The 23,029-nt window shown below is 58.2% G+C and carries 19 protein-coding genes and 1 other annotated feature; of the genes, 11 read left to right on the top strand and 8 right to left on the bottom strand.

Annotation, left to right across the window (positions count from 1 at the left end):
• Positions 1–2 precede the first annotated feature (2 nt).
• The 4 genes from thrB to IAI47_RS16225 all read right to left on the bottom strand — a co-directional run bounded on the left by thrB (position 3) and on the right by IAI47_RS16225 (position 4,442).
• Entirely contained in the window at positions 3–932 is a 930-nt protein-coding gene (gene thrB, locus IAI47_RS16210) for a homoserine kinase (protein WP_003854848.1), read from the bottom strand.
• 2 nt (positions 933–934) lie between these two features.
• Entirely contained in the window at positions 935–3,397 is a 2,463-nt protein-coding gene (gene thrA, locus IAI47_RS16215) for a bifunctional aspartate kinase/homoserine dehydrogenase I (protein WP_008925548.1), read from the bottom strand.
• Between the two features lie 26 nt (positions 3,398–3,423).
• Positions 3,424–3,542, bottom strand: a sequence feature (Thr leader region).
• Positions 3,481–3,549, bottom strand: a complete 69-nt coding sequence (gene thrL / locus IAI47_RS16220) for a thr operon leader peptide (protein ID WP_071591720.1) — start codon at positions 3,547–3,549, stop codon at positions 3,481–3,483. It overlaps the preceding feature by 62 nt.
• Before the next feature lie 188 nt (positions 3,550–3,737).
• Positions 3,738–4,442 carry a tRNA/rRNA methyltransferase gene (locus IAI47_RS16225; RefSeq protein ID WP_003854850.1) on the bottom strand — a complete coding sequence of 235 codons (705 nt, stop codon included), beginning with the start codon at positions 4,440–4,442 and terminating at the stop codon, positions 3,738–3,740.
• 609 nt (positions 4,443–5,051) lie between these two features.
• Between IAI47_RS16225 and arcA the strand changes: the two genes are divergently transcribed.
• On the top strand, positions 5,052–5,768 hold the full coding sequence (arcA, locus tag IAI47_RS16230; protein ID WP_003854852.1) for a two-component system response regulator ArcA: 717 nt from the start codon (positions 5,052–5,054) through the stop codon (positions 5,766–5,768).
• Positions 5,769–5,856: 88 nt separating this feature from the next.
• On the opposite strand, the gene creA is transcribed toward arcA, so the two are convergent.
• On the bottom strand, positions 5,857–6,330 hold the full coding sequence (creA, locus tag IAI47_RS16235; protein ID WP_033743110.1) for a protein CreA: 474 nt from the start codon (positions 6,328–6,330) through the stop codon (positions 5,857–5,859).
• A gap of 193 nt (positions 6,331–6,523) precedes the next feature.
• On the opposite strand from creA, the gene robA reads away from it, so the two are divergent.
• Positions 6,524–7,408, top strand: coding sequence for an MDR efflux pump AcrAB transcriptional activator RobA (gene robA, locus IAI47_RS16240; RefSeq protein WP_003854854.1), 885 nt, complete (start codon positions 6,524–6,526; stop codon positions 7,406–7,408).
• Positions 7,409–7,447: 39 nt separating this feature from the next.
• On the opposite strand, the gene gpmB is transcribed toward robA, so the two are convergent.
• Positions 7,448–8,095: a 2,3-diphosphoglycerate-dependent phosphoglycerate mutase GpmB gene (gpmB, locus tag IAI47_RS16245; protein WP_003854857.1), complete on the bottom strand. Its 648-nt coding sequence runs from the start codon at positions 8,093–8,095 to the stop codon at positions 7,448–7,450.
• 205 nt (positions 8,096–8,300) lie between these two features.
• Between gpmB and yjjX the strand changes: the two genes are divergently transcribed.
• Positions 8,301–8,819 carry an inosine/xanthosine triphosphatase gene (gene yjjX, locus IAI47_RS16250; RefSeq protein ID WP_008925545.1) on the top strand — a complete coding sequence of 173 codons (519 nt, stop codon included), beginning with the start codon at positions 8,301–8,303 and terminating at the stop codon, positions 8,817–8,819.
• On the opposite strand, the gene trpR is transcribed toward yjjX, so the two are convergent.
• Together trpR and sltY are read right to left on the bottom strand one after the other, a co-directional pair.
• Complete coding sequence (trpR, locus tag IAI47_RS16255; RefSeq protein WP_003854864.1) at positions 8,820–9,140, bottom strand: trp operon repressor; 321 nt, start codon at positions 9,138–9,140, stop codon at positions 8,820–8,822.
• 45 nt (positions 9,141–9,185) lie between these two features.
• The gene (sltY, locus tag IAI47_RS16260; RefSeq protein WP_003854865.1) at positions 9,186–11,105 is read right to left on the bottom strand and encodes a murein transglycosylase; all 1,920 of its coding nucleotides are present in this window, start codon (positions 11,103–11,105) and stop codon (positions 9,186–9,188) included.
• 268 nt (positions 11,106–11,373) lie between these two features.
• Between sltY and atzF the strand changes: the two genes are divergently transcribed.
• From atzF to urtE, 8 genes are all read left to right on the top strand, one after another.
• On the top strand, positions 11,374–13,170 hold the full coding sequence (gene atzF, locus IAI47_RS16265) for an allophanate hydrolase (RefSeq protein ID WP_003854868.1): 1,797 nt from the start codon (positions 11,374–11,376) through the stop codon (positions 13,168–13,170).
• 2 nt (positions 13,171–13,172) lie between these two features.
• Positions 13,173–16,790 (top strand): urea carboxylase, encoded by a 3,618-nt coding sequence (gene uca / locus IAI47_RS16270; protein WP_008925543.1) that lies wholly within the window; start codon positions 13,173–13,175, stop codon positions 16,788–16,790.
• Between the two features lie 9 nt (positions 16,791–16,799).
• On the top strand, positions 16,800–17,501 hold the full coding sequence (locus IAI47_RS16275) for a GntR family transcriptional regulator (protein WP_008925542.1): 702 nt from the start codon (positions 16,800–16,802) through the stop codon (positions 17,499–17,501).
• A 27-nt stretch (positions 17,502–17,528) separates the two neighbouring features.
• Positions 17,529–18,797 (top strand): urea ABC transporter substrate-binding protein, encoded by a 1,269-nt coding sequence (gene urtA / locus IAI47_RS16280; protein ID WP_033743125.1) that lies wholly within the window; start codon positions 17,529–17,531, stop codon positions 18,795–18,797.
• A gap of 98 nt (positions 18,798–18,895) precedes the next feature.
• The gene (gene urtB / locus IAI47_RS16285) at positions 18,896–20,461 is read left to right on the top strand and encodes an urea ABC transporter permease subunit UrtB (protein WP_008925540.1); all 1,566 of its coding nucleotides are present in this window, start codon (positions 18,896–18,898) and stop codon (positions 20,459–20,461) included.
• Positions 20,461–21,534, top strand: coding sequence for an urea ABC transporter permease subunit UrtC (gene urtC, locus IAI47_RS16290; RefSeq protein WP_008925539.1), 1,074 nt, complete (start codon positions 20,461–20,463; stop codon positions 21,532–21,534). The genes urtB and urtC overlap by 1 nt, the downstream gene beginning before the upstream one ends.
• Positions 21,531–22,322 carry an urea ABC transporter ATP-binding protein UrtD gene (urtD, locus tag IAI47_RS16295; RefSeq protein ID WP_008925538.1) on the top strand — a complete coding sequence of 264 codons (792 nt, stop codon included), beginning with the start codon at positions 21,531–21,533 and terminating at the stop codon, positions 22,320–22,322. The genes urtC and urtD overlap by 4 nt, the downstream gene beginning before the upstream one ends.
• Before the next feature lies 1 nt (position 22,323).
• Positions 22,324–23,022 carry an urea ABC transporter ATP-binding subunit UrtE gene (gene urtE / locus IAI47_RS16300; protein WP_003854882.1) on the top strand — a complete coding sequence of 233 codons (699 nt, stop codon included), beginning with the start codon at positions 22,324–22,326 and terminating at the stop codon, positions 23,020–23,022.
• The last annotated feature ends 7 nt before the right edge of the window (positions 23,023–23,029 follow it).

Consider the following 23,029-nt stretch of genomic DNA (forward strand, 5'->3'; position numbering starts at 1 on the left):
CGTTATCCCAATTGTCGTGCGCCAGCCGTGTCGAGACGGCAGATATGGACGAAGCCTTCATCATTCTGCAGATAGTGCTGGCTCAGCCAGTCAGCCATCCGCTGTGCCGTTTCCATCTGATTGCAAACGGCGAAAAGTGTCGGACCAGAGCCTGAGATACCGCACGCCAGTGCGCCAATATCTTTCGCGGCCTGCCGCGCCTCGGCGAAGCCAGGCAGCAGTCGGGTCCGGTAGGGTTCTGCAATCACATCCTGCATCAGTTTAGCGGCCAGCTGCGGCTGACGCGTATGACAGGCGTGAATGAAGCCGGCCAGCAAACGGCCATGTTTGATACAGTCCTCTTTGCGGTACTGCGCCGGTAAAATAGCGCGCGCTTCTGCGGTCGAAACTTTGATGCCCGGATAGGCCATCACCCACAGCCAGTCGTCAAAGCCCGGCACCGCCTGGCTGATGATCTCATTTTCCTGCAGCATCAGCTGAATGCCACCGAGGAAGCAGGGAGCGACATTATCATAATGCACGCTGCCGGAGATCCGCCCTTCCAGCTCGCCCATCAGCGTCAGCAATGTGCTGTCGCTGAGTGGCTTGCCGCAGAATTCGTTCATCGCCATTAAACCGGCCACTACCGAGCAGGCGCTGGAACCCAGACCGGAGCCGATGGGCATATTCTTCTCCAGAGTCATCGCCACCGGGATCGCTTTGCCCACCGTCTCGCAGAAAAGCTGCCAGCACTGATAGACAATATTCTCTTTCGGATCGGCGGGCAGCTTGCTGACAAAACGTCCGGCGTTGGTCAGAGAAAACTGCTCAGCTGCTTCCACAGAGACACAGTCACCCAGCAGGGAGCCATCGACCGGCGACACCGCCGCGCCCAGCACATCGAAGCCGACGCTGACGTTGCCAATCGAGGCCGGTGCGTAAATTTTTACCATGATTAAACTCCCAACTTCCATGACAGCGTACGCAGCAGATCGGCAAAAACACCGGCCGCTGTGACATCATTTCCTGCACCGTATCCACGCAGCACCAGCGGAATCGGTTGATAGTAACGGCTGTAAAACGCCAGGGCATTCTCGCCGTTTTTCACTTTATAGAGCGGATCGTTGCCGTCAACGGCGTCGACCTTCACTTTACAGACGCCACCCTCTTCGATCACGCCCACGTAGCGCAGGACTTTGCCCTCATTCTGCGCTTGTGCAACGCGATCGGCAAAGGCGTTATCCAGCTCGGGCAGACGCTGCATAAACTGCTCAACATCCTGAATTTCGGTCAGACTGGCGGGCAGCAGCGGCTCGATCTCAATATCACTCATCTCAAGCTGATGACCCGCTTCACGCGCCAGGATCAGCAACTTACGCGCCACATCGGTGCCAGCCAGATCGTCACGCGGATCGGGCTCGGTGAAGCCCATCTCACGCGCCATGTTTGTCGCCTGCGACAGCGAAACGCCTTCATCCAGCTTGCCGAAGATAAACGACAGTGAGCCAGAGAGGATGCCGGAGAAACGCAGCAGTTCATCACCCGCGTTCATCAGGTTCTGCAGGTTTTCGATCACCGGCAGTCCGGCACCGACGTTGGTATCGTAAAGGAATTTACGACGCGATTTGGCCGCGGCGGCACGCATCTGCTGATAGTAATTCCAGGATGACGTGTTGGCCTTTTTGTTCGGCGTCACCACATGGAAGCCTTCGCTGAGGAAGTCAGCATACTGATCGGCAACGGCCTGGCTGGAGGTGCAATCCACAATCACCGGATTGAGCAGATGATACTCTTTTACCAGACGGGTCAGACGGCCCAGGTTAAAGGGCTCTTTGGCTTCGGCTAATGCCGACTGCCAGTTGCTTAAATCAATACCGTGAACGTGGGTTAACAACGCCTGCGAGTTAGCGATACCGCACACACGCAGGTCGATATGCTTTTTCTTCAGCCACGCCTGCTGGCGATGCAACTGATCCAGCAGCGCACCACCGACTCCGCCGACACCCACCACGAACACTTCGATCACCTGATCGGTGGCGAACAGCATCTGATGCACCACGCGCACGCCGGTGATCACTTCGTCATTATTCACCACGACCGAGATAGAACGCTCAGAGGAGCCCTGCGCTATCGCCACGATATTGATATTGGCGCGTGCCAGTGCCGAGAAGAATTTTGCTGAGATGCCGCGCAGGGTGCGCATGCCATCACCCACTACCGAGATCACCGCCAGGTTTTCAATGATATCCAGCGGATCGAGCAGCCCATCTTTCAGCTCCAGATAGAACTCCTCTTCCAGCACATGACGCGCCCGCGCCAGCTCGCTCTGCGGCACGCAGAAACTGATGCTGTATTCGGAAGAGGATTGGGTGATCAGCACGACAGAGATGCCGGTACGCGACATGGCCGCAAAGACTCTGGCCGCCATTCCGACCATCCCTTTCATGCCGGGACCGGAGACGTTCACCATCGCCATATTATTCAGGTTAGTGATGCCTTTTACCGGGCTTTCATCCGGCTCGCCTTCGGCACCAATCAGGGTGCCGGGTGCCTGTGGATTGGCGGTATTTTTGATCAGGCAAGGGATCTGGAACTGGGCAATCGGCGCGATGGTGCGGGGATGCAGCACTTTGGCACCGAAGTAGGAGAGCTCCATCGCCTCCTGATAGGACATCGACTTCAGCAGACGCGCATCCGGCACCTGACGCGGATCGCAGGTATAGACGCCATCTACATCGGTCCAGATTTCACAGCAGTCGGCGCGCAGACAGGCGGCCAGCACAGCGGCTGAATAGTCTGAACCGTTGCGGCCCAGCACTACCAGCTCGCCACGCTCATTACCGGCCGTAAAACCCGCCATCAGGATCATGTTTTGTGGTGGAATTTGACTGGCTTCGATGCGGCGGGTCGATTCGGCAATATCAACTGTGGATTCCAGGTAGTGGCCTATTGCCAGCAATTTCTCCACCGGGTCGATCACGCTGACCTCATGACCGCGTGCCTGCAGCAGCGCTTCCATGATCGCAATCGAGAGTTTTTCTCCGCGACAGATAATCGCCGCGTTCACGCTGTCCGGGCACTGTCCCAGCAGGCTGATACCGTGCAGAACCTGTTTTAACTGCGCAAACTCAAGGTCAACGCGGGTTTTGAGTCGATCAAACTCAAAGCCCGGCTGTGCATCAGCCAGTCCCTGCAGCAGCTCGCTGAAAATGCGTTCGGCGTCGCTGATATTCGGCAGAGCGTCCTGACCACTGATGGTTTTTTCAATCATCGCCACCAGATGGTTAGTGATCTTTGCTGGCGCAGAGAGCACGGTTGCAACCTGTCCTTGTTGCGCATTACTTTCCAGAATGTCAGCGACGCGAAGAAAACGTTCCGCATTCGCTACCGAGGTCCCGCCGAATTTCAGCACTCGCATGATATAAACTCTCCTGAATTTAAGCCGAAAAAAAAGCCCGCACTGGTTAGGTGCGGGCTTTTTTTCTGTTTTTCCTGTATGCGTCAGCCCGCACCGTTACCTGTGGTAATGGTGGTGGTAATAATTGTGGTGTTCAGGCTGATTTTACGCATTTAGATTTATTGTCTGTCTGTTTTTGTCTGTCCGTCTTGCGTCCAGAAGTAAAGCAAAGCGCACGTTAAGTCAACCCGATTTGTCCGGTGGACAGATTTCAACCACTGCGCACAGCCACCGCTGAAACCGTGAAACGCTATGCGATCGTTTGCCATGCTGAAATCCTCTGCGATCTGTTGCTATAAAATCAGCTTTTTGCCGAGGATTTATCTGTGAGTTTTTTTTCAATATCGTGCAGCAGACGGTGCAGCATCGCACTGTCGCGCTGTTCCAGCAGACCTACCCGCTGATCGATCCAGTCTGACAGCTTCTCATCATCACTGACCTCCAGTTGCGCCAGCAGCTGATGGAATCGCTGGCGCAGCGCCTGTAACTGCTGACCATCGGCGGCAGACGCAACAGGCGCCTCAACCTGATTCAGCGTCGAGAGTTGATAGCAATAGACCATCACCGCCTGACCGAGATTCAGTGAAGGATAGTCATTCGCCATCGGGATGCCCGTCAGCAGGTCGACCTGTTCCAGCTCTTCATTAGTCAGCCCGCTGTCTTCGCGACCAAATACCAGCGCCATACTGTTGACCCACTGACGCTTCTCCAGCAGTTGCGTTTCAACCTGTTCTGGTGTGGCGTAGTAACGAAACTTTGCCCGGCTGCGCGCAGTGGTTGCGACAGAAAAATCGATGTCCGCTAACGCGTCTGCCAGGGTAGCAAAGGTCTGAATGTTATCAAGAATGTCGCCAGCACCATGTGCCACACGCCGCGCAGCAGGATCCTGCCAGGCGTCGCTGGCCACGATGCGCAGCTGGCTGAACCCCATGGTTTTCATGGCACGCGCCGCAGCGCCGATGTTTTCTGGCCGCGCAGGCGAGACGAGAATCAGTGGGAAAAGCATATTTAATCCATTGGTCAATTTATCTAACGTCATATTAACATGGCTCTTAAAGATTCAGGTGCCAGAAGGTAATAAGAAAATTGTGGATTAATGATGTTAAAACTGGTTAAAACTGATGGCCTGAACCTTTTTATGGGCAGAAGGCGTTTTATTAAAAAAAACGTTATTTATCCATTTAAATTCAATAAGATAAAATGTGATTTCCAGCCGGTTCAATTCTGGCCTGCATGAGTTAAAAATGTAACGAAAATGATGCTTTTTGTGAGCTAAACAGGCATTCTGCGAGAAGTTTTTCACAAAAGTGTTAACGTGCTACAATTGCATTTGATATAAGTCAACGAAGCGTTGTTTTTATGCTTATCGGTTGTAGTTGGTGCTGTTAGGTTGCTGTTAATACAGTTAGGATATGCGCCATTATCATTAACGCCCGGGGCATGCAATTTTCATCCTGACTGGCTGAGCTAATACTGTTGTTGACGTTGATAGATGGCTTATCAAAATATGATTTCGTACAACGGTTCTGCGCGGCCCGCCGCTCTCGATGATGGAGAACGCCATACCGCTGTACGCCCTGTTTTCAATTTGTTGGCAAATTTTAGGTAGCTAAACATGCAGACCCCGCACATTCTTATCGTTGAAGACGAACTGGTCACGCGTAATACCCTCAAGAGTATTTTTGAGGCGGAAGGTTATGTGGTGTATGAGGCGACTGATGGTGCTGAAATGCATCAGGTGCTGACCGACAATGACGTTAACCTGGTCATCATGGACATCAACCTGCCTGGCAAAAACGGTCTGTTGCTTGCCCGTGAACTGCGTGAGCAGGCCAATGTCGCCCTGATGTTTCTGACCGGCCGTGACAACGAAGTCGATAAAATCCTCGGTCTGGAAATTGGCGCTGATGATTACATCACCAAACCGTTTAACCCGCGTGAGCTGACTATTCGTGCCCGTAACCTGCTGTCGCGCACCATGAATCTGGCTATGCCAGGGGAAGAGCGCCGTCAGGTAGAAAGCTATAAATTCAATGGCTGGGAGCTGGATATTAATAGCCGCTCTCTGATCAATCCGAACGGCGAGCAGTATAAACTGCCACGTAGTGAGTTTCGCGCCATGCTGCACTTCTGCGAAAATCCGGGCAAAATTCAGACCCGTGCCGACCTGCTGAAGAAAATGACCGGCCGCGACCTCAAGCCGCACGATCGCACCGTCGATGTCACCATTCGTCGCATCCGTAAGCATTTCGAATCCACGCCGGATACGCCAGAGATCATCGCCACCATTCATGGTGAAGGTTATCGCTTCTGCGGCGACCTGCACGAGTAAGTGCTTGTTTGATGCAGCAAATAAAAAAACGCCTCCTGGGGCGTTTTTTTATGTTCAGTGCCACGGCATTATGAATGCCACAACATTATCAGTGCCACGGCATAATCGGCACGGCGCTGAGCGCATTTTTCGGTGAGCCATCAACCACTTTATCGGAATAGGTCAGATAGACCAGCGCATTGCGCTTTTTGTCGTAGAAGCGGACAACCTGCAGCTTCTTAAAGATTAAAGAGGTGCGCTGGCGGAATACTACTTCCCCCTCTGCTTTGCCCTGTGCAATTTTATCACTCACTTCAACCGGACCGACCTGCTGACAGGAAATGGCGGCATCAGAGGTATCCTCTGCCAGCCCCAATCCGCCTTTGATTCCCCCGGTTTTTGCCCGGCTGATATAGCAGGTTACATTTTTAACATCCGGGTCATCGAAAGCTTCAACAATAATCTTGTGGTCAGGCCCGAATATCTTGAAGACCGTATCAACAGAGCCAATCTGTTCGGCAAAAAGCGGGCTGGAAAAGGTCAGCGTAGTCAGCGCAGCGATCATAAGTCGGGATATTGTCATGGAGTTACCATTGCAAATGGAATAGATGAGAATGTAATGTACTGTTAATCGATACAATGACCAAACCAAAACGGGTTTTAGCCCGTACTGATTTAGCACAACCTTCCCCGAGAAACGTCCCACGTCTTTTGAGCAATGAGTGCTAATATTCTTCGAATGCGTTTAGCTGCACCACCAGAGTAGAGGATGTTTTATGGACCAAGCCGGTATCATTCGCGATTTGCTTGTCTGGCTGGAGAGCCATCTGGATCAACCCCTTTCACTGGACAATGTTGCCCAGAAAGCGGGTTACTCTAAGTGGCATCTGCAAAGGATGTTCAAAGACGTGACCGGGCACGCAATCGGCGCCTATATCCGTGCCCGTCGTTTGTCTAAAGCCGCCGTGGCGCTGCGCCTGACCAGTCGCCCGATCCTGGACATCGCACTGCAGTATCGTTTTGATTCACAACAGACTTTTACGCGTGCATTCAAAAAACAGTTTGCACAGACACCGGCCTGGTATCGTCGCTCTTCCGAATGGAATTCATTCGGTATCCGTCCCCCGATTCGCCTGGATGATGAGACGCAGCCGGAACCGGCTTTCGTCAGCCTGCCGGAAACGGTGCTGGTGGGACAAACCCAGAACTACACCTGTATTCTGGAGCAGATTTCCAGCTACCGCGATGAAATGCGAATGCACTTCTGGAAGCAGTTCCTGCTGGAAACGGACACGATTCCGCCTGTGCTGTATGGCCTGCATCAGGTGCGTGCCAGCCAGGACAAAGATGACGAGCAGGAGATTCTTTATACCACTGCGGTGCCTGCTGACAGCGCGGTGAACCTGCATTCTGGTCAGAAGGTTATTCTGGAAGGTGGCGACTATGTGCAGTTCACCTTTAACGGTCCGCGTGTCAATTTGCAGGAATTTATCCTGCTGCTCTACGGTACCTGCATGCCAACGCTGGGGCTGACCCGCCGTGAAGGGCAGGATATCGAACGCTTTTATACCCATGGCGGTAAAAAGCGCAGTGAGCCACCGACTGAGATTCGGTGCGAATATCTGATTCCGATTCGCCGCCAGCAGGCTGAAGCCAGCTAAGTTTAAGGCTGTCGTCATCGTGACGGCAGCCTTAAGCAATCAGCGTTGCAGCTCGTCGAGCGCAGGCGCATCCAGATGGGAAATATCCCCCGCCGTCTCTACAATCCAGCCTTCTGCCAGCCAGGCGCTCTGCTGATAATCCACACGTGAAATAGAGCAGTTACGCAGGCGCAGGCGACGTTCCGCATAGGCGGGCAGCCCCAGAATTGTACTGACCAGAGACCCGAGCGCCATACCGTGGCTGACCAGCAGCGGACGGCTTCCGGCAGGCAGATCGAGACAGGCATTCAGCGCGGCGTGCATGCGCGTCGCCATCTCCGTCATCGACTCTCCTTCAGGGATACGGCCACCTTCGGTCCCGTTGACCAGTGCAGCGCGCCACTGCTCCTCTTCCGTCGTTAAGCCATCCAGCGGACGCTTCTCCAGCACACCCATATTCAGTTCACGCAAGCGCGCATCAAGCGTCACTGAGCAACCGCAGGCATCTGCGATAATCTCGGCGGTGCGACGCGTGCGCCCCAGATCGCTGGCAATAATGTGCGTGATGCCCAAATGCTTCACGCGCTCACCCACCTGCCAGGCTTGTTGCTCACCTTTTTCCGTCAGCGGACTGTCGGACTGACCCTGAATACGGCGTTCCGCATTCCATACCGTTTCACCGTGACGAACAAGATAGACCTGTAGCATGTTAGTTTCCGTTATACTGCGACAAAAATCGCTTTAGACCCTGTTCCATCAAACGTCATTGTTGCAGACATTCCAGACACAGGCAGCGCGGAACAATCCGGCGTACACGCAGTACGTGAGGGTTGTCAGCACAGCCCGGGTTCAGAATGACAACGAAAACAGCCGGATGGGTCAGGCGCTTAATCATCTGAGGGTTTAATCAATTATGTACCATGTTGTCGCAGCCACAACCAACCCAGCGAAGATTCACGCGATTGCTCAGGCTTTCAGCGACGTTTTCGGCGAGGGATCCTGCCATATTGAAGGGGTCGAGGTCGATAGCGGCGTTGCTGCACAACCGTTAACCCATCTCGAAACGCGAACTGGCGCACGTCAGCGCGTGATGAATGCCCGGCAGGTCCGACCAGAAGCGGCATTCTGGGTCGCCATTGAGGCGGGCATCGAAGATGACAGCGCATTTGCCTGGATGGTGGTGGAAAATCAGAAACAGCGTGGCGAGTCGCGCTCGGCCAGTTTCACCCTGCCTCCGGTGGTGCTGGCGGGTCTGCGTGAAGGCCGTGAACTCGGCGAAGAGATGGCGCGATTAACCGGCATCGACAATATCAAACACAAGGGTGGCGCAATCGGGGCGTTTACGAACGGCCTGCTCAGCCGATCCAGTGTCTATCATCAGGCACTGATTCTGGCGCTCTGCCCGTTCGTTCATCCGCTCTATCAACAGTAATCAGGCGCGTCCCAGACGCGCTTCCAGCCAGCGTTTCAGCTCGGGCGGCGCCTCTTTCAGGCTATTAGACCCACGGGTAATCGTCGCGATGCCGACGCCGAGCTCATTTTTCAGCTCGCGCTGGCTCATCTCGCCATTCATTAACTCTTCGATAATCCGCAGACGGGTGCCGAACGCTTCCCGCTCATCGGGCGTCATCATCAGTTGCATCAGAGGCAGTGCATGGCCATCAGCAAAGGCCTGCTGCATCAGCACGACAAAGCGCTGCCAGCTATCTTCTGCCGGATGTGCATCGGTAGAGAGGGAATCAGAATGGGTCATGAAGAGGCTTCCGTACTCGCTAAAGAGTACGGAAGCTTAGCACAGCTAGTAACGGCGATTCCACTCAGCATCTGACAGGATCTTGTCAGGCTTGCCCATGAAGTAACGATAGTAGGCGTCATACGCCAGCACACTCTTCACGTAGCCGCGCGTTTCAGAGAACGGAATGGTCTCAATAAATGCTACGGCGTCGAGATTGCCCGCGCTGGTTTTCAGCCAGCTTCGCACCCGGCCCGGCCCGGCGTTATAGGCCGCTGAGGCGAAAATCCGGTTCTGGTCGAACTGCTGATAGACATACTCCAGATACTGCGTACCAATCTGGATATTGGTTTCCGGATCAAGCAGCTGGCTGGTGTTGCTGTAGCCAGGTATATCGTACATCTTCACAGTATGCGCCGCCGTGGCAGGCATAATCTGCATCAGACCACTGGCGCCGACCGGCGAACGCGCTTTCGGGTTCCAGGCGCTCTCCTGACGCGAAATCGCCATCGCATAGCTCGGTGGGATCTGCTTCACCTCGGTATTTCGCTCATAGACACTCCGCCACGCCAGCGGGAAACGCTCTTTCAGGCTGTCCCACATTTTGGCGGTGATAGTCGCCTGCACGCTGAGATCCCACCAGTCCTGCTCGTTGGCGTAGCGCGCCAGCATCTGCTGCTGCGTATGCGTCCGGCTGCCGATCAGATTGCTCCATTCGCTACGGGCCAGGTTATCCAGCCCCCAGTACATCAGCTCGCGGACGCGGGCCAGCTCGGGTCCCTGGAGGGTGGCGCTGTCAGGCTTCGGCGCTTCATCAATCTGCAACGGATAGTCTACGCCCAGCCGCTGAGCAGCCACCATCGGATAGAAGCCGCGTTCTTTCATCAGCTTGCGCAGGATCTCTTCCGCTTCCTCTTTACGATCTTTCTCAAACAGCAGATCGGCCTGCCAGTACTGCCACTCATCTTTCTCTTTGGCTTCCAGCGGCAGACGAGCAATCCAGGTGTTCAGGCCGCGTCGGTCATGCTGAGAGAGCGCCAGCCGCACCCGGCGTTCCACCAGCGCGGTAGACTCGCTGTTCATCACTACTGCATCGCGCCAGCGTGCCTGCTCAGAGGTGAGATCGCTGCCCATCATGCGCCAGACCACAATCTCCTTCAGCGCCTGCTCATCTTCCGGCCCCATTTTCTGGGCCCGGACCAGAATCGGAATCAGGCTGCGGGCATTTTCCATGTCCTGCCGCGCCACACGCGTAAAGGCGTAAATGGTGGCCTGACGGGTAAAGTCGGTTGGCCCCACGGCACTGGCGAAGGTGCTGACGGTTAAAGGATCCTTTTGCAGGGCCTGTATCGCGTCAGACATGGTCTGATAATCGGCAGGCAGCGTCTTCGCCAGATAGCTCACCAGGTTGTCATTACCGGCTTTCATCGCCAGCCGGATACGTTCCAGGATAGTAATCGGCGAAATCTGACCGGACGCCTGCCAGACCGAGAAGAGCTTATCGCAATCCGCAGGCAGCGCCGTGCCACGCAGCCAGATCTGCTTCGCGCCATCAAACGCGGCCTGCTGCTGCCCGGTGGCCCATTTGGCGTAATACCAGTTACAACGCGCCTGCACCGGCTTGGGTTCGGTCGGGCTGAAGTTCAGCACGCCCTGCCAGTCCTGTCGGTAAGCCAGCACGTTGATAAAGCGGGTGCTGAGCGATCGCGCGGGAGGCAATGTCGGGTACTGGCGAATAAAGTTCTGCACGGCCAGGGTGGTCTCCTGATCGAGATCCTGAGCCAGCAGGCGATATTGCAGATAAGGATAGAGCGGATAGTCCTGTAGCGTAGGCAACAGCTGATCCACGGTGGCCATCTGGTTACTGTCCCAGGCTTGTTTAATTTGTTGATAACGTTGCCGTTGTTGATCAAGCGAATCGGCCCATGCGCTGCTGGCCGAACCGACCAGGCAGATCCCTATCATCCAGTTACGCCACTTCACCACGTAAATCTCCTCTGTTGCTGGGGCCGGCAACTTGCCAGACAGTCTTCATGCTAACCGGGCCACCGCACTCTTGCCATGTTCTTCACAAAATTTACGCATACAGACAGTTAACGCACCGTCATCGCTCAGCGTACGCGCCGTGATTGTGCAAATTATCATCAGTAAATCTTATTACCCAGCGATTTAAACTGTTGAATCATTGCGTTAAAAACTGGCACACGCTTTGCTCTGTTGAATTCCATCTTGTATACCAGCTGGAATTCTTCGTATGACTTCTACCTTCGGCCTGACGCTTCCCGCCTGGCAGCAGCGCACTCAGCAGGCACCACAACAGATCCGTTCGCTGCTGAGTGCGCACCTGGCAGCGCTCGACACACACGATAATGCCTGGATCTATCTGGCGACACCTGACCAGTTAGCGGCACAGATTGAACCGCTGCTGGCAGACTATGAACGCGATCCCGCGTCGCTGCCGCTGTTTGGTGTGCCCTTCGCCGTAAAAGATAACATTGATGTCGCAGGCTGGCCGACCAGCGCCGCCTGCCCTGCGTTTACCTATACCGCCAGCGAAGATGCGGTCGCCGTCGCCCGGCTGAAAGCCGCTGGCGCAGTCGTCATCGGTAAAACCAACCTCGATCAGTTCGCAACCGGCCTGGTCGGCACCCGCTCGCCCTATGGCGCGGTCAGTAATACCTTTGACGCTGATTACGTCAGCGGTGGCTCCAGCTCTGGCTCGGCATCGGTGCTGGCGCGCGGACTGGTCGCTTTTTCACTGGGCACCGATACCGCAGGATCGGGCCGCGTGCCGGCGGGCTTTAATAATATCGTCGGACTCAAGCCGACCAAGGGCTGGTTCTCTGCACGCGGCGTGGTGCCCGCCTGTCGCCTTAACGACACCATTTCGGTATTTGCGCTGACGGCAGAAGATGCGTTTAGCGTCGCCAGTATCATGGGTGGCTACGATGCCGGTGATGCCTATTCGCGTATTAATCCGCGCACCGCCCCAGCCAGCCTGCCGCGTCATCCCCGTTTCGCTATTCCGGCGCACCCGGCGTTTTTTGATGATGCTGCCGCTGAAGCGGCCTGGGATCAGGCACTGGAAGCGTTGCAGGCGGGCGGCGCGACGCTGCATCCCATCGACTTCACGCCGTTCCGGACGCTCGCTGAACAGCTCTACTACGGTCCCTGGGTCGCCGAACGCACAGCGGCGGTGGGTGAGATGCTTGACCGTCCGGCGGAGATGGACCCGGTAGTGCATGAGATAGTCACCAGCGGCCTGAAATACAGCGCGGTGGACGCCTACAAGGCGGAGTATCTGCGGGCCGAACTGACGCGTCAGATTCAGGAGACGCTGGCACAGTTTGACGCGCTGGTGGTGCCGACCTCACCCACCATTCATACCCTGGAGGAGATGAAACAGGAGCCGATTTACTTCAACTCGCAGTTTGGCACCTACACCAACTTCACCAATCTCGCCGACCTCTCTGCCCTGGCGCTGCCCGCACCGTTCCGCAACGACGATCTCCCGGCAGGCATCACGCTGATTGCACCCGCCTGGCACGATCGGGCGCTGGCGGAATTCGGCCTTCGCTGGCAGCAGCAGCTCGCCCTGCCGCTGGGCGCGACCGGTCAGCCGTGGCCGACCCGATCCACAACCTTACCTGTCTCACCTGACCACGTCCGGCTGGCGGTAGTGGGCGCGCATCTCACCGGCATGCCGCTCAATTTCCAGCTCACCGAACGCAATGCCGTCTGGGTGGAAGAGACGAAGACCGCGCCACACTACCGCCTCTTTGCCCTGCTGGAAGGTGCAATCAAAAAACCGGGCCTGATGCGTGACGAACAGGGAGCGGCGATCACCGTTGAGCTGTGGGATATCCCACTGGCCCGTTTCGGCGAGTTTGTGGCGGAGATTCCGGCCCCACTGGGGATCGGCAGCCTGACGCTGGCCGATGGCCGCGTTGTTAAAGGCTTTATCTGCGAAGGCTCAGCGCTGAAGAGTGCGCTGGAAATCACTGAGACGGGCGGCTGGCGCAACTGGCTGGCATCACAGGGGAGTCACTGATCATGTTCACTACCGTACTGATTGCCAACCGCGGCGAAATTGCCTGCCGCGCCATTCGGACCCTGAAACGCCTCGGCGTGAAAAGCGTCGCGGTCTATTCAGACGCTGACCGTAATGCGCAGCACGTTAAGCAGGCGGATATCGCCATCGCCCTGGGCGGCGAGAAGGCCAGCGACAGCTATCTGCGCATCGACAAAATTCTGGCGGCGGCGCAGCAGAGCGGCGCGCAGGCGATCTGGCCCGGCTACGGATTTCTTTCCGAAAGCCAGCCGTTTGCCGACGCCTGCGATGCGGCAGGTATCGCCTTTGTCGGCCCCACCGCACAGCAGATTGGGGAGTTCGGCCTTAAGCACCGCGCTCGTGAACTGGCCGCCAGCGCGGGTGTGCCGATGACGCCCGGCACACCCCTGCTCGCCTCGCTGGAAGAGGCAATGCAGGCAGCTGATAAGATTGGCTATCCGGTGATGCTGAAAAGCACGGCGGGCGGCGGCGGCATTGGCCTGACGCGCTGCGCCGACGCCGATGCGCTCGCCAGCGCCTGGGAGAGCGTGCGCCGTCTTGGTGAGCAGTTTTTCAGTGATGCAGGCGTATTTCTGGAACGCTGTATCGATCGCGCCCGGCACGTTGAAGTTCAGATTTTTGGAGACGGCAAAGGCAACGTGGTAGCGCTGGGCGAACGCGACTGCTCACTGCAGCGCCGCAATCAGAAGGTGGTGGAAGAGACGCCTGCGCCCGGCCTGTCGCAGGCGACGCGTGATGCCCTGCTTGCCTCGGCGGTGCGGCTCGGCGAGCGGGTCAACTACCGCAGCGCAGGCACCGTGGAGTATATCTACGACGTCAGCCAGCAGGCCTTTTACTTTCTCGAAGTGAACACCCGCCTGCAGGTGGAGCATCCGGTCACCGAATGCGTCACCGGCCTCGATCTGGTGGAGTGCATGTTGCAGGTGGCGGCGGGCGATGCAGTGGACTGGTCACGTCTGCAGCAGGCGCCGCAGGGCGCAGCGATTGAAGTGCGGCTCTACGCGGAAGATCCGCTGAAGAACTTTCAGCCCAGCCCCGGCCTGTTAACCGGTGTCACCTTTCCTGACGGCGTGCGGGTCGACAGCGGCATCGAAACCGGCAGCGAGGTCTCCAGCTTCTACGACCCGATGATCGCCAAGCTGATTGTGCATGCCGACACGCGCGAGGCGGCACTGGAAAAACTTCATCATGCGCTGGATGCGACTCAGCTGCATGGCATCGCCACCAACCTCGACTATCTGCGCCAGATCACCCGCAGCGACGCGTTTCGCAGCGGCAACGTCTGGACGCGCTATCTCGACAGCGTTGTGCCTGCCGCCTCCGTGGTGGAAGTGCTGCAACCCGGCACCTTCAGTTCGGTGCAGGACTATCCCGGCCGCCTCGGCTACTGGGATATCGGCGTGCCGCCTTCCGGCCCGATGGATGATTTCGCGTTCCGTCTGGCAAACCGAATCGTGGGTAACCACGAGGCAGCAGCAGGCCTGGAGTTTACCCTGCAGGGGCCGACGCTGCGTTTCCACTGTGATGCCATTCTGGCGCTGACCGGCGCGGACTGCGACGCCCGGCTTGATGGCGAACCGGTCAGCGCCTGGCAGCCGCTGGCGGTGAAAGCGGGACAGACCCTGGCACTGGGACGCGCCCGGCAGGGCTGCCGCAGCTATCTGGCGGTGCGCAACGGCTTCGACGTGCCGGAATATCTGGGCAGCCGCAGCACCTTTTCACTGGGCCAGTTTGGCGGTCACGCCGGACGCACCCTGCGGGTGGCCGATATGCTGGCAATCTCCCGGCCTGAACGGGCAGCCTGCACTACACCGGCCCCGGTCAGCGATCCGCAGCCGCTTGATGCGACGCTGATTCCCCACTACGGCAGCGAATGGCGCATCGGCGTGCTTTATGGCCCGCACGGCGCACCGGACTTCTTCACCCAGGCCGCCATCGACGAATTCTTTGCCAGCGACTGGCAGGTGCACTACAACTCCAACCGCCTCGGCGTACGGCTGGTGGGTCCGAAACCAACCTGGACCCGCGCCAACGGTGGCGAAGCAGGCCTGCATCCCTCCAACGTTCACGACTGTGAATATGCCATCGGCGCGGTCAATTTCACCGGCGACTTCCCGGTGATCCTGACACACGACGGCCCGAGCCTGGGCGGCTTCGTCTGTCCGGTGACCATCGCCAAAGCCGAGCTGTGGAAAGTGGGCCAGGTCAAACCGGGCGACACCATCCGCTTCCACCCGATTACCGCAGACGATGCACTGGCGCGGGAAAAAGCGCAGATGCACCTGATCGATACCCTGCGGCCGGATCATCCCCCGACCTTTGCCGTGCCGTCGCTGGCTGAAACCGCCCACGGCTCCGCCACGATTCTGTCCGCCATCGAGGCCACCGGCAGCACGCCGAAAGTGGTCTATCGTCAGGCCGGCGACAAATATGTGTTGATTGAGTATGGCGACAACGTGCTGGATCTGGCGCTGCGTCTGCGCGTGCACCTGCTGATGAATGCGCTGACGGCGCAGGCGGAGCCAGGCGTTGAGGAGCTATCGCCAGGCGTGCGCTCACTGCAGGTACGCTACGACAGCCGCATTATTTCACAGTCCGCCCTGATGTCGCTGCTGCTGGCGCTGGAAGCGACGCTGGGCGATGTCAGCACGCTGAAAGTCCCGTCGCGCGTGGTGTGGATGCCGATGGCGTTTGAAGACAGCGCCACGCTGGGTGCGGTCAGCCGCTATCAGGAGACGGTGCGTGCCAGTGCGCCCTGGCTGCCCAACAACGTGGACTTTATCCAGCGCATTAATGGCTTAAGCAGCCGCGATGAGGTGCGCGACACCCTGTTCAACGGCAGCTATCTGGTGCTGGGGCTGGGCGATGTTTACCTCGGCGCGCCCTGCGCCGTGCCGATCGATCCGCGCCATCGCCTGCTGAGTTCCAAATACAGTCCGGCACGTACCTTTACCGCCGAAGGCACGGTCGGCATTGGCGGCATGTACATGTGCATCTACGGCATGGATTCGCCCGGCGGCTATCAGCTGGTAGGCCGCACGCTGCCCATCTGGAACACCTTCCTGAAGAATCCGCAGTTCACAGCCGATGCGCCGTGGCTGCTGCGCTTCTTCGATCAGGTGCGCTTCTATCCGGTGAGTGAAACCGAGCTCAACCAGCTGCGCGAAGATTTCCGTGAAGGCCGCGCCAGCCTGCGCATCGAAGAGACGCAGTTTGATTTTGCCGCGCACCAGCAGTTCCTCGCCGACCATGCCGCTGAGATTGCGGACTTCCGTCAGCGCCAGGCGACCGCCTTTGAACAGGAAGTGCAGTTATGGGCGCAGGAAGAACAGAACGCACCGGCGGCAGATGAAGTGCCTGACAGCGTGGGTGAAGTGGATGAAGGCGGACTCGCGGTGCAGGCCGACCTCAATGGCAACATCTGGAAAGTGCTGGTGCAGCCGGGCGACGAGGTCAGCGCCGGACAGACGCTGATTATCGTCGAGGCGATGAAGATGGAGCTGGCGATTGTCGCGCCGCAGGCCGGTCGGGTGACGCGGATCGCCTGCCAGGCGGGCCGCCCGGTCAGCCCTGGCGATACCCTGCTGTGGCTGGAATAAGGAGCGCCGATGACAACCCAACCTCAATCCCCTAAAGCGCGCCCGGAAGCGCTGGCCGAACGGGTCTATCAGGCGCTGAAGGCCGATATTTTCGCCTTTCGCCTGATGCCGGGCGATCGCTTCAGCGAAAGCGAAATCGCCGGACGGATGGCGGTCAGCCGCACGCCGGTTCGCCAGGCGCTATTCCGGCTGGAGCGCGAAGGCTTTGTCGAAGTCTGGTTCCGCAGCGGCTGGCAGATTAAAAACTTCGATTTTGCCTGGTTCGAATCGCTGTATGACCTGCGCACCGTGCTGGAGTGCGAGGCGGTAAAACGCCTCTGCGCCCTGCCCGCGCCTCAGTGTGCCGCGCTGTTACACGAACTCAACCAGTTCTGGTGTGAAGCGGAGGCGCTCACCGAAGGTCTGGTGGTGTCGCAGCATGACGAAGCGTTTCACATGGCGCTGGTCGCGGCCGCGGGTAACCCGGAGATGGCGCGCATACACGCCGAACTCACCGAGAAGATCCGCATCATCCGTCGGCTCGACTTCACCCGCGATGATCGCATCTGTGCGACTTATCAGGAACATGCTCAGATTTTACAGGCGATTTTTGCGCAGCAGACAGATGAGGCGCAACGCATCCTGACCGATCACATCGCTGTCAGTAAGGCGGAGGTCAGGAAGATCACACTGCACCGCCTCCAGCAGGCCCGGCTCCAGCTCACCGAATAACATAACAACCACTCAGGGGTTTAAATGATGAAAAGACGTTCGTTGATCAAGGCTTTCGCCCTCTCCGCTACCGTTGTCAGTATGGGTTTCGCCTGGAGTGCGCAGGCGGCTGACACCATCAAAGTGGGGATCATGCATTCGCTCTCCGGCACCATGGCGATCTCTGAAACGCCGCTGAAAGATGTGGCGCTGATGACCATCGATGAGATCAACGCCAAAGGGGGCCTGCTGGGGAAAAAGCTGGAGCCGGTAGTGGTCGATCCCGCCTCTAACTGGCCGCTGTTTGCCGAGAAAGCACGGCAGTTGCTGACCCAGGATAAAGCGGCGGTGGTGTTTGGCTGCTGGACCTCGGTATCACGCAAATCGGTGCTGCCGGTGTTTGAAGAGCTGAACGGCCTGCTCTTCTATCCGGTGCAGTATGAAGGGGAAGAGATGTCACCTAACGTCTTCTACACCGGCGCGGCGCCTAACCAGCAGGCGATTCCGGCAGTGGAATACCTGATGAGCGAAGATGGCGGCAGTGCAAAACGCTTCTTCCTGCTGGGCACCGACTACGTCTATCCGCGCACCACCAACAAGATCCTGCGTGCCTTCCTGCACAGCAAAGGCGTGGCAGATAAAGATATCGAAGAGGTCTACACGCCGTTTGGTTACAGCGACTATCAGACCATTGTCTCCAACATTAAAAAATTCGCGGCAGGCGGTAAAACGGCGGTGGTCTCCACCATCAACGGCGACTCCAATGTGCCGTTCTACAAAGAGCTGGCTAACCAGGGCATCAAAGCCACTGACATTCCGGTGGTCGCCTTCTCAGTGGGAGAGGAAGAGCTCCGCGGCATCGACACCAAACCGCTGGTGGGTCAGTTAGCGGCCTGGAACTATTTCGAGTCGATCGATAATCCGACCAACGCGAAATTTGTTGCCGATTACCGCGCTTACGCCAAAGCACATAACCTGCCGAACGCCGCCACCGTGGTGACCAACGACCCGATGGAAGCGACTTATGTCGGCATCCATATGTGGGCGCAGGCGGTGGAAAAAGCGGGCACGACGGACCCGGACAAAGTGCGGGCGGCAATGGCCGGTCAGACCTTTAAAGCGCCGGATGGCTTTACCCTGACCATGGACCAGACCAACCACCATCTGCATAAGCCCGTCATGATTGGTGAAGTGGAAGAGAACGGCCAGTTCAGCGTGGTGTGGCAGACCGATAAACCCGTGCGTGCCCAGCCCTGGAGCCCGTACATTGCCGGTAACGACAAGAAGCCCGATTACCCGGTGAAGACTGCGCAGTAATTTTCGTTGCTGATAAGAAAGCGTCACCCGCTGTAAAGCGGCAGCACGGCAGTGGTCATTCGACTGCCGTGCTGACCTCCCCAAACGAGGCTCCTTTTATGAATCTATGTCGCTGTTTTTTCAGCCTGCTTCTGTTGCTGCCGCTGTTTGCCAGCGCCGGACCGGCGGCTGACTTTGCCGCCGCCAGCCGCAGCCAGCAGGCCACGCTGCTGCAACAATGGGCTGCCGCGCCGGACAGTCAGCGTCTGCCGCTGCTGGAAGCGTTAAAAGCAGAAACCGTGGTCATCGACCAGAACAAACAGCCATTCAGCCAGCAGGGATCGACGCTGCAGCCGCTGGATGCGGTGGCACAGCCCACGGGTAACCTGAAAAAGCTATTTATGAACAATCGCCTGCGCGTGCTGGTAAACAACGCGCTGGCTGCGCACCAGCTGGTGAGCAGTGATGCGGCCCTGCGTCTGCGCGCAGCGCAGCAGCTGCAAAATGAGGGTGCCGCAGACCAGTTGCCGCTGCTGGAACAGCGGCTGGCCGCTGAACAGGACAGCCGGGTACATGCTGCATTAGCGCTGGCACTGGCGAATCTGCAACTGGCGGATGGCGAACCGATGGTGCGCCTGCGGGCGGTGAAACTGCTGGGTGAGTCCAGCGATCCCAATACGCAGGCCAGCCTGCAACGCCTGACCCAGCCCGCGAATGAGCCAGATGTCACGGTACGGGCGGCAGCGGCCGAAAGCCTGCAACAGATTCAGAAACGGCTAATGTGGGGCGATCTGCTGGGGCAGGCCTTCAGCGGCCTGTCGCTGGGCTCCATCCTGCTGCTGGCCGCGCTGGGCCTGGCGATCACCTACGGGCTGCTGGGGGTGATCAACATGGCGCACGGTGAAATGCTGATGCTCGGCGCGTACGCCACCTGGTGGGTGCAGAGCCTGTTTCAGCAGTTTGCACCGGACTATTTAGCCTGGTATCCACTGCTGGCGTTGCCGGTCGCCTTTATGGTCACCGCCGCCATCGGCATGGCGCTGGAACGCACCATCATCCGCCATCTCTATGGCCGTCCGCTTGAGACGCTGCTCGCTACCTGGGGAATCAGCCTGATGCTGATCCAGCTGGTACGGGTGCTGTTCGGGGCGCAAAACCTGGAAGTGGCGAATCCGTCGTGGCTCTCAGGTGGCCTGCAGCTGCTGCCCAACCTGGTGCTGCCGTGGAACCGCATCGCGGTGATCCTGTTTGTGGTGTTTGTGCTGGCGCTCACCTGGCTGCTGCTGAACCGGACCCGCCTTGGCATGAACGTGCGCGCCGTGACCCAGAACCGCGCCATGGCGGAGTGCTGCGGCGTGCCAACGGGTCGCGTCGATATGCTGGCGTTTGGCCTTGGTTCGGGCATTGCCGGGTTGGGAGGCGTGGCGCTGTCGCAGCTTGGTAACGTCGGACCGGAGCTGGGTCAGGGCTATATCATTGACTCGTTCCTGGTGGTGGTGCTGGGTGGCGTCGGCCAGCTGGCAGGCACCGTGGTTGCCGCGTTCAGCCTGGGCATTCTGAACAAAGTGCTGGAGCCGCAGATTGGCGCGGTGCTGGGTAAGATCCTGATTCTGGTGATTATCGTGCTTTTTATTCAGAAACGTCCGCAGGGACTGTTTGCGGTTAAAGGAAGGGTGACTGACTGATGACGCAACCCATCACACTTCGCATGGCGCGCACCGCGCCGCGCCTGGCGATCAGCATCGGCGTGGCGATCACTCTGGCGTTACTGGTGATGCCGTTTCTGGCGCTGCTGCCCGCCGCCCATCCGCTGGCGATCTCCACTTATACCCTGACGCTGGTCGGCAAAATCCTCTGCTATGCGGTGGTCGCCGTGGCGCTGGATCTGGTGTGGGGTTACGCCGGACTGCTGTCGCTGGGCCACGGGCTGTTCTTTGCCCTCGGCGGTTATGCCATGGGCATGTACCTGATGCGCCAGGCCGCAGGCGAAGGCTTGCCCGCCTTTATGTCCTTTCTCTCCTGGCGAGAGCTGCCCTGGTTCTGGACCGGCACCGAATACTTCGCCTGGGCGCTCTGCCTGAGCATGCTGGTGCCGGGCCTGCTGGCGCTGCTGTTTGGCTTCTTCGCCTTTCGCTCAAAGATCAAAGGCGTCTACTTCTCCATCATGACCCAGGCGCTGACCTACGCCGGTATGCTGCTGTTCTTCCGTAATGAAACCGGATTTGGCGGCAACAACGGCTTCACCGGCTTTACTACCCTGCTCGGCTTTTCGGTGACGGCGACCGGAACCCGCATCGGGCTATTTATCGCCACGGTACTGCTGCTGCTGCTGAGCCTGGTGATTGGCTTCACCCTGGCGCGCAGCAAGTTTGGCCGGGTACTGACTGCGGTGCGGGATGCCGAAAACCGTCTGATGTTTTGTGGTTACGATCCGCGCGGCTTCAAGCTATTAGTCTGGACGCTCTCCGCCGTGCTGTGCGGTCTTGCCGGGGCGCTCTATGTGCCGCAGGTCGGCATTATCAATCCGGGAGAGATGTCACCAGCCAACTCAATAGAAGCCGCGATCTGGGTGGCGCTGGGTGGACGCGGTACGCTGATTGGCCCGCTGCTGGGCGCAGCAATTGTTAACGGCGCACGCAGCTTCTTCACCGTCGCCTTCCCTGAATACTGGCTGTTTTTCCTGGGACTGATGTTCATCCTGGTGACACTGTTTCTGCCGCACGGCGTGATTGGCCTGCTGCGCCGGAGGAAAAAATGAGTGATGCCCTGTTTACCCAGCCTCAGCTCGCGGATCGCCATCGGGCGCAGCGCGATCCCGTCCTGCAACTGGAGAAGATCAGCGTCTCGTTTGACGGCTTCCGGGCGCTGACCGATCTTTCGCTGCAGATCGGCATCGGGGAACTGCGCTGCGTGATCGGCCCCAACGGCGCAGGCAAAACTACGCTGATGGATGTGATCACCGGCAAAACCCGCCCCGACGCCGGCCGGGTGATCTACGACCAGGACAGCGATCTGACCCGTCTGTCGCCGGTAGAGATCGCCCGCGCCGGCATTGGCCGTAAGTTCCAGAAGCCTACGGTGTTTGAGGCATTAACCGTATTTGAGAATCTTGAGATCGCGCTTAAAGCCAATAAATCGGTCTGGGCCAGCCTGCGCGCTCGTCTCAGCAGCGAACAGCGCGACAGAATTGATGAGGTGCTGAAACTGCTGCGGCTGGGTGGCGAACGCCAGCGCCGTGCGGGCCTGCTATCGCACGGCCAGAAGCAATTTCTGGAGATTGGCATGCTGCTGGTTCAGGAGCCGCATCTGCTGCTGCTGGATGAACCGGCGGCAGGCATGACTGACGCAGAGACGGCCTACACCGCCGAGTTGTTCCGCAGCCTGGCGGGCAAACACTCCCTGATGGTAGTGGAGCATGACATGGGCTTTGTCGAGACCATCGCCGACCATGTCACGGTGCTGCATCAGGGGCAGGTGCTGGCCGAGGGTTCGCTGCGCGAGGTTCAGGCCAGTGAGCAGGTTATCGACGTTTATCTGGGGCGCTAAAATGTTACAGGTTACTGAACTGAATCAATATTATGGCGGCAGTCATATTCTGCGCGGCCTGTCGTTTGAGGTAAAAATTGGCGAAATCACCTGTCTGCTTGGGCGCAATGGCGTGGGAAAAACCACGCTGCTGAAGTGCCTGATGGGGCTGATCCCGGCGAAGTCAGGCGAGATTCAGTGGCAGCAGCAGCGGATGAATGGCCGCAAGCCGCACCAGCGGGTGCAGGCGGGCATCGCCTATGTGCCGCAGGGACGGGAAATCTTTCCGCGTCTGACGGTCGAAGAGAACCTGCTGATGGGCCTGTCGCGCTTTCCGGCGGCGCAGGCGCGTGAAGTGCCGGAGGAGATCTATCAGCTCTTTCCGGTGCTGCTGGCGATGAAGTCACGCCGGGGCGGCGATCTCTCGGGTGGTCAGCAGCAGCAGCTGGCGATCGGCCGGGCGCTGGCCTGTCGGCCACAGCTGCTGATCCTTGATGAGCCGACCGAAGGGATCCAGCCCTCGGTGATCAAAGAGATCGGCGCGGTAATCCGCCAGCTGGCGCAACGGGGAGATATGGCGATCCTGCTGGTTGAGCAGTTTTATGACTTCGCGGCAGAACTGGCGGACAGCTATCTGGTGATGTCGCGCGGTGAAATTGTGCAGCGTGGCCGCGGCGACACCATGGAAGCAGAAGGTGTGCGCGGCCTGGTGGCGATTTAAACCCGAC

Origin of the sequence: Pantoea sp. MT58, from assembly GCF_014495885.1 — a bacterium.
In the GTDB taxonomy this organism is placed as follows: domain Bacteria; phylum Pseudomonadota; class Gammaproteobacteria; order Enterobacterales; family Enterobacteriaceae; genus Pantoea; species Pantoea eucalypti.

What these genes read in the sequence shown, in the direction of transcription:
- thrB (WP_003854848.1), bottom strand. Translation starts at nt 932, where the DNA reads ATGGTAAAAATTTACGCACCGGCCTCGATTGGCAACGTCAGCGTCGGC.
- thrA (WP_008925548.1), bottom strand. Translation starts at nt 3,397, where the DNA reads ATGCGAGTGCTGAAATTCGGCGGGACCTCGGTAGCGAATGCGGAACGT.
- IAI47_RS16225 (WP_003854850.1), bottom strand. Translation starts at nt 4,442, where the DNA reads ATGCTTTTCCCACTGATTCTCGTCTCGCCTGCGCGGCCAGAAAACATC.
- arcA (WP_003854852.1), top strand. Translation starts at nt 5,052, where the DNA reads ATGCAGACCCCGCACATTCTTATCGTTGAAGACGAACTGGTCACGCGT.
- creA (WP_033743110.1), bottom strand. Translation starts at nt 6,330, where the DNA reads ATGACAATATCCCGACTTATGATCGCTGCGCTGACTACGCTGACCTTT.
- robA (WP_003854854.1), top strand. Translation starts at nt 6,524, where the DNA reads ATGGACCAAGCCGGTATCATTCGCGATTTGCTTGTCTGGCTGGAGAGC.
- gpmB (WP_003854857.1), bottom strand. Translation starts at nt 8,095, where the DNA reads ATGCTACAGGTCTATCTTGTTCGTCACGGTGAAACGGTATGGAATGCG.
- yjjX (WP_008925545.1), top strand. Translation starts at nt 8,301, where the DNA reads ATGTACCATGTTGTCGCAGCCACAACCAACCCAGCGAAGATTCACGCG.
- trpR (WP_003854864.1), bottom strand. Translation starts at nt 9,140, where the DNA reads ATGACCCATTCTGATTCCCTCTCTACCGATGCACATCCGGCAGAAGAT.
- atzF (WP_003854868.1), top strand. Translation starts at nt 11,374, where the DNA reads ATGACTTCTACCTTCGGCCTGACGCTTCCCGCCTGGCAGCAGCGCACT.
- uca (WP_008925543.1), top strand. Translation starts at nt 13,173, where the DNA reads ATGTTCACTACCGTACTGATTGCCAACCGCGGCGAAATTGCCTGCCGC.
- IAI47_RS16275 (WP_008925542.1), top strand. Translation starts at nt 16,800, where the DNA reads ATGACAACCCAACCTCAATCCCCTAAAGCGCGCCCGGAAGCGCTGGCC.
- urtA (WP_033743125.1), top strand. Translation starts at nt 17,529, where the DNA reads ATGAAAAGACGTTCGTTGATCAAGGCTTTCGCCCTCTCCGCTACCGTT.
- urtB (WP_008925540.1), top strand. Translation starts at nt 18,896, where the DNA reads ATGAATCTATGTCGCTGTTTTTTCAGCCTGCTTCTGTTGCTGCCGCTG.
- urtC (WP_008925539.1), top strand. Translation starts at nt 20,461, where the DNA reads ATGACGCAACCCATCACACTTCGCATGGCGCGCACCGCGCCGCGCCTG.
- urtD (WP_008925538.1), top strand. Translation starts at nt 21,531, where the DNA reads ATGAGTGATGCCCTGTTTACCCAGCCTCAGCTCGCGGATCGCCATCGG.
- urtE (WP_003854882.1), top strand. Translation starts at nt 22,324, where the DNA reads ATGTTACAGGTTACTGAACTGAATCAATATTATGGCGGCAGTCATATT.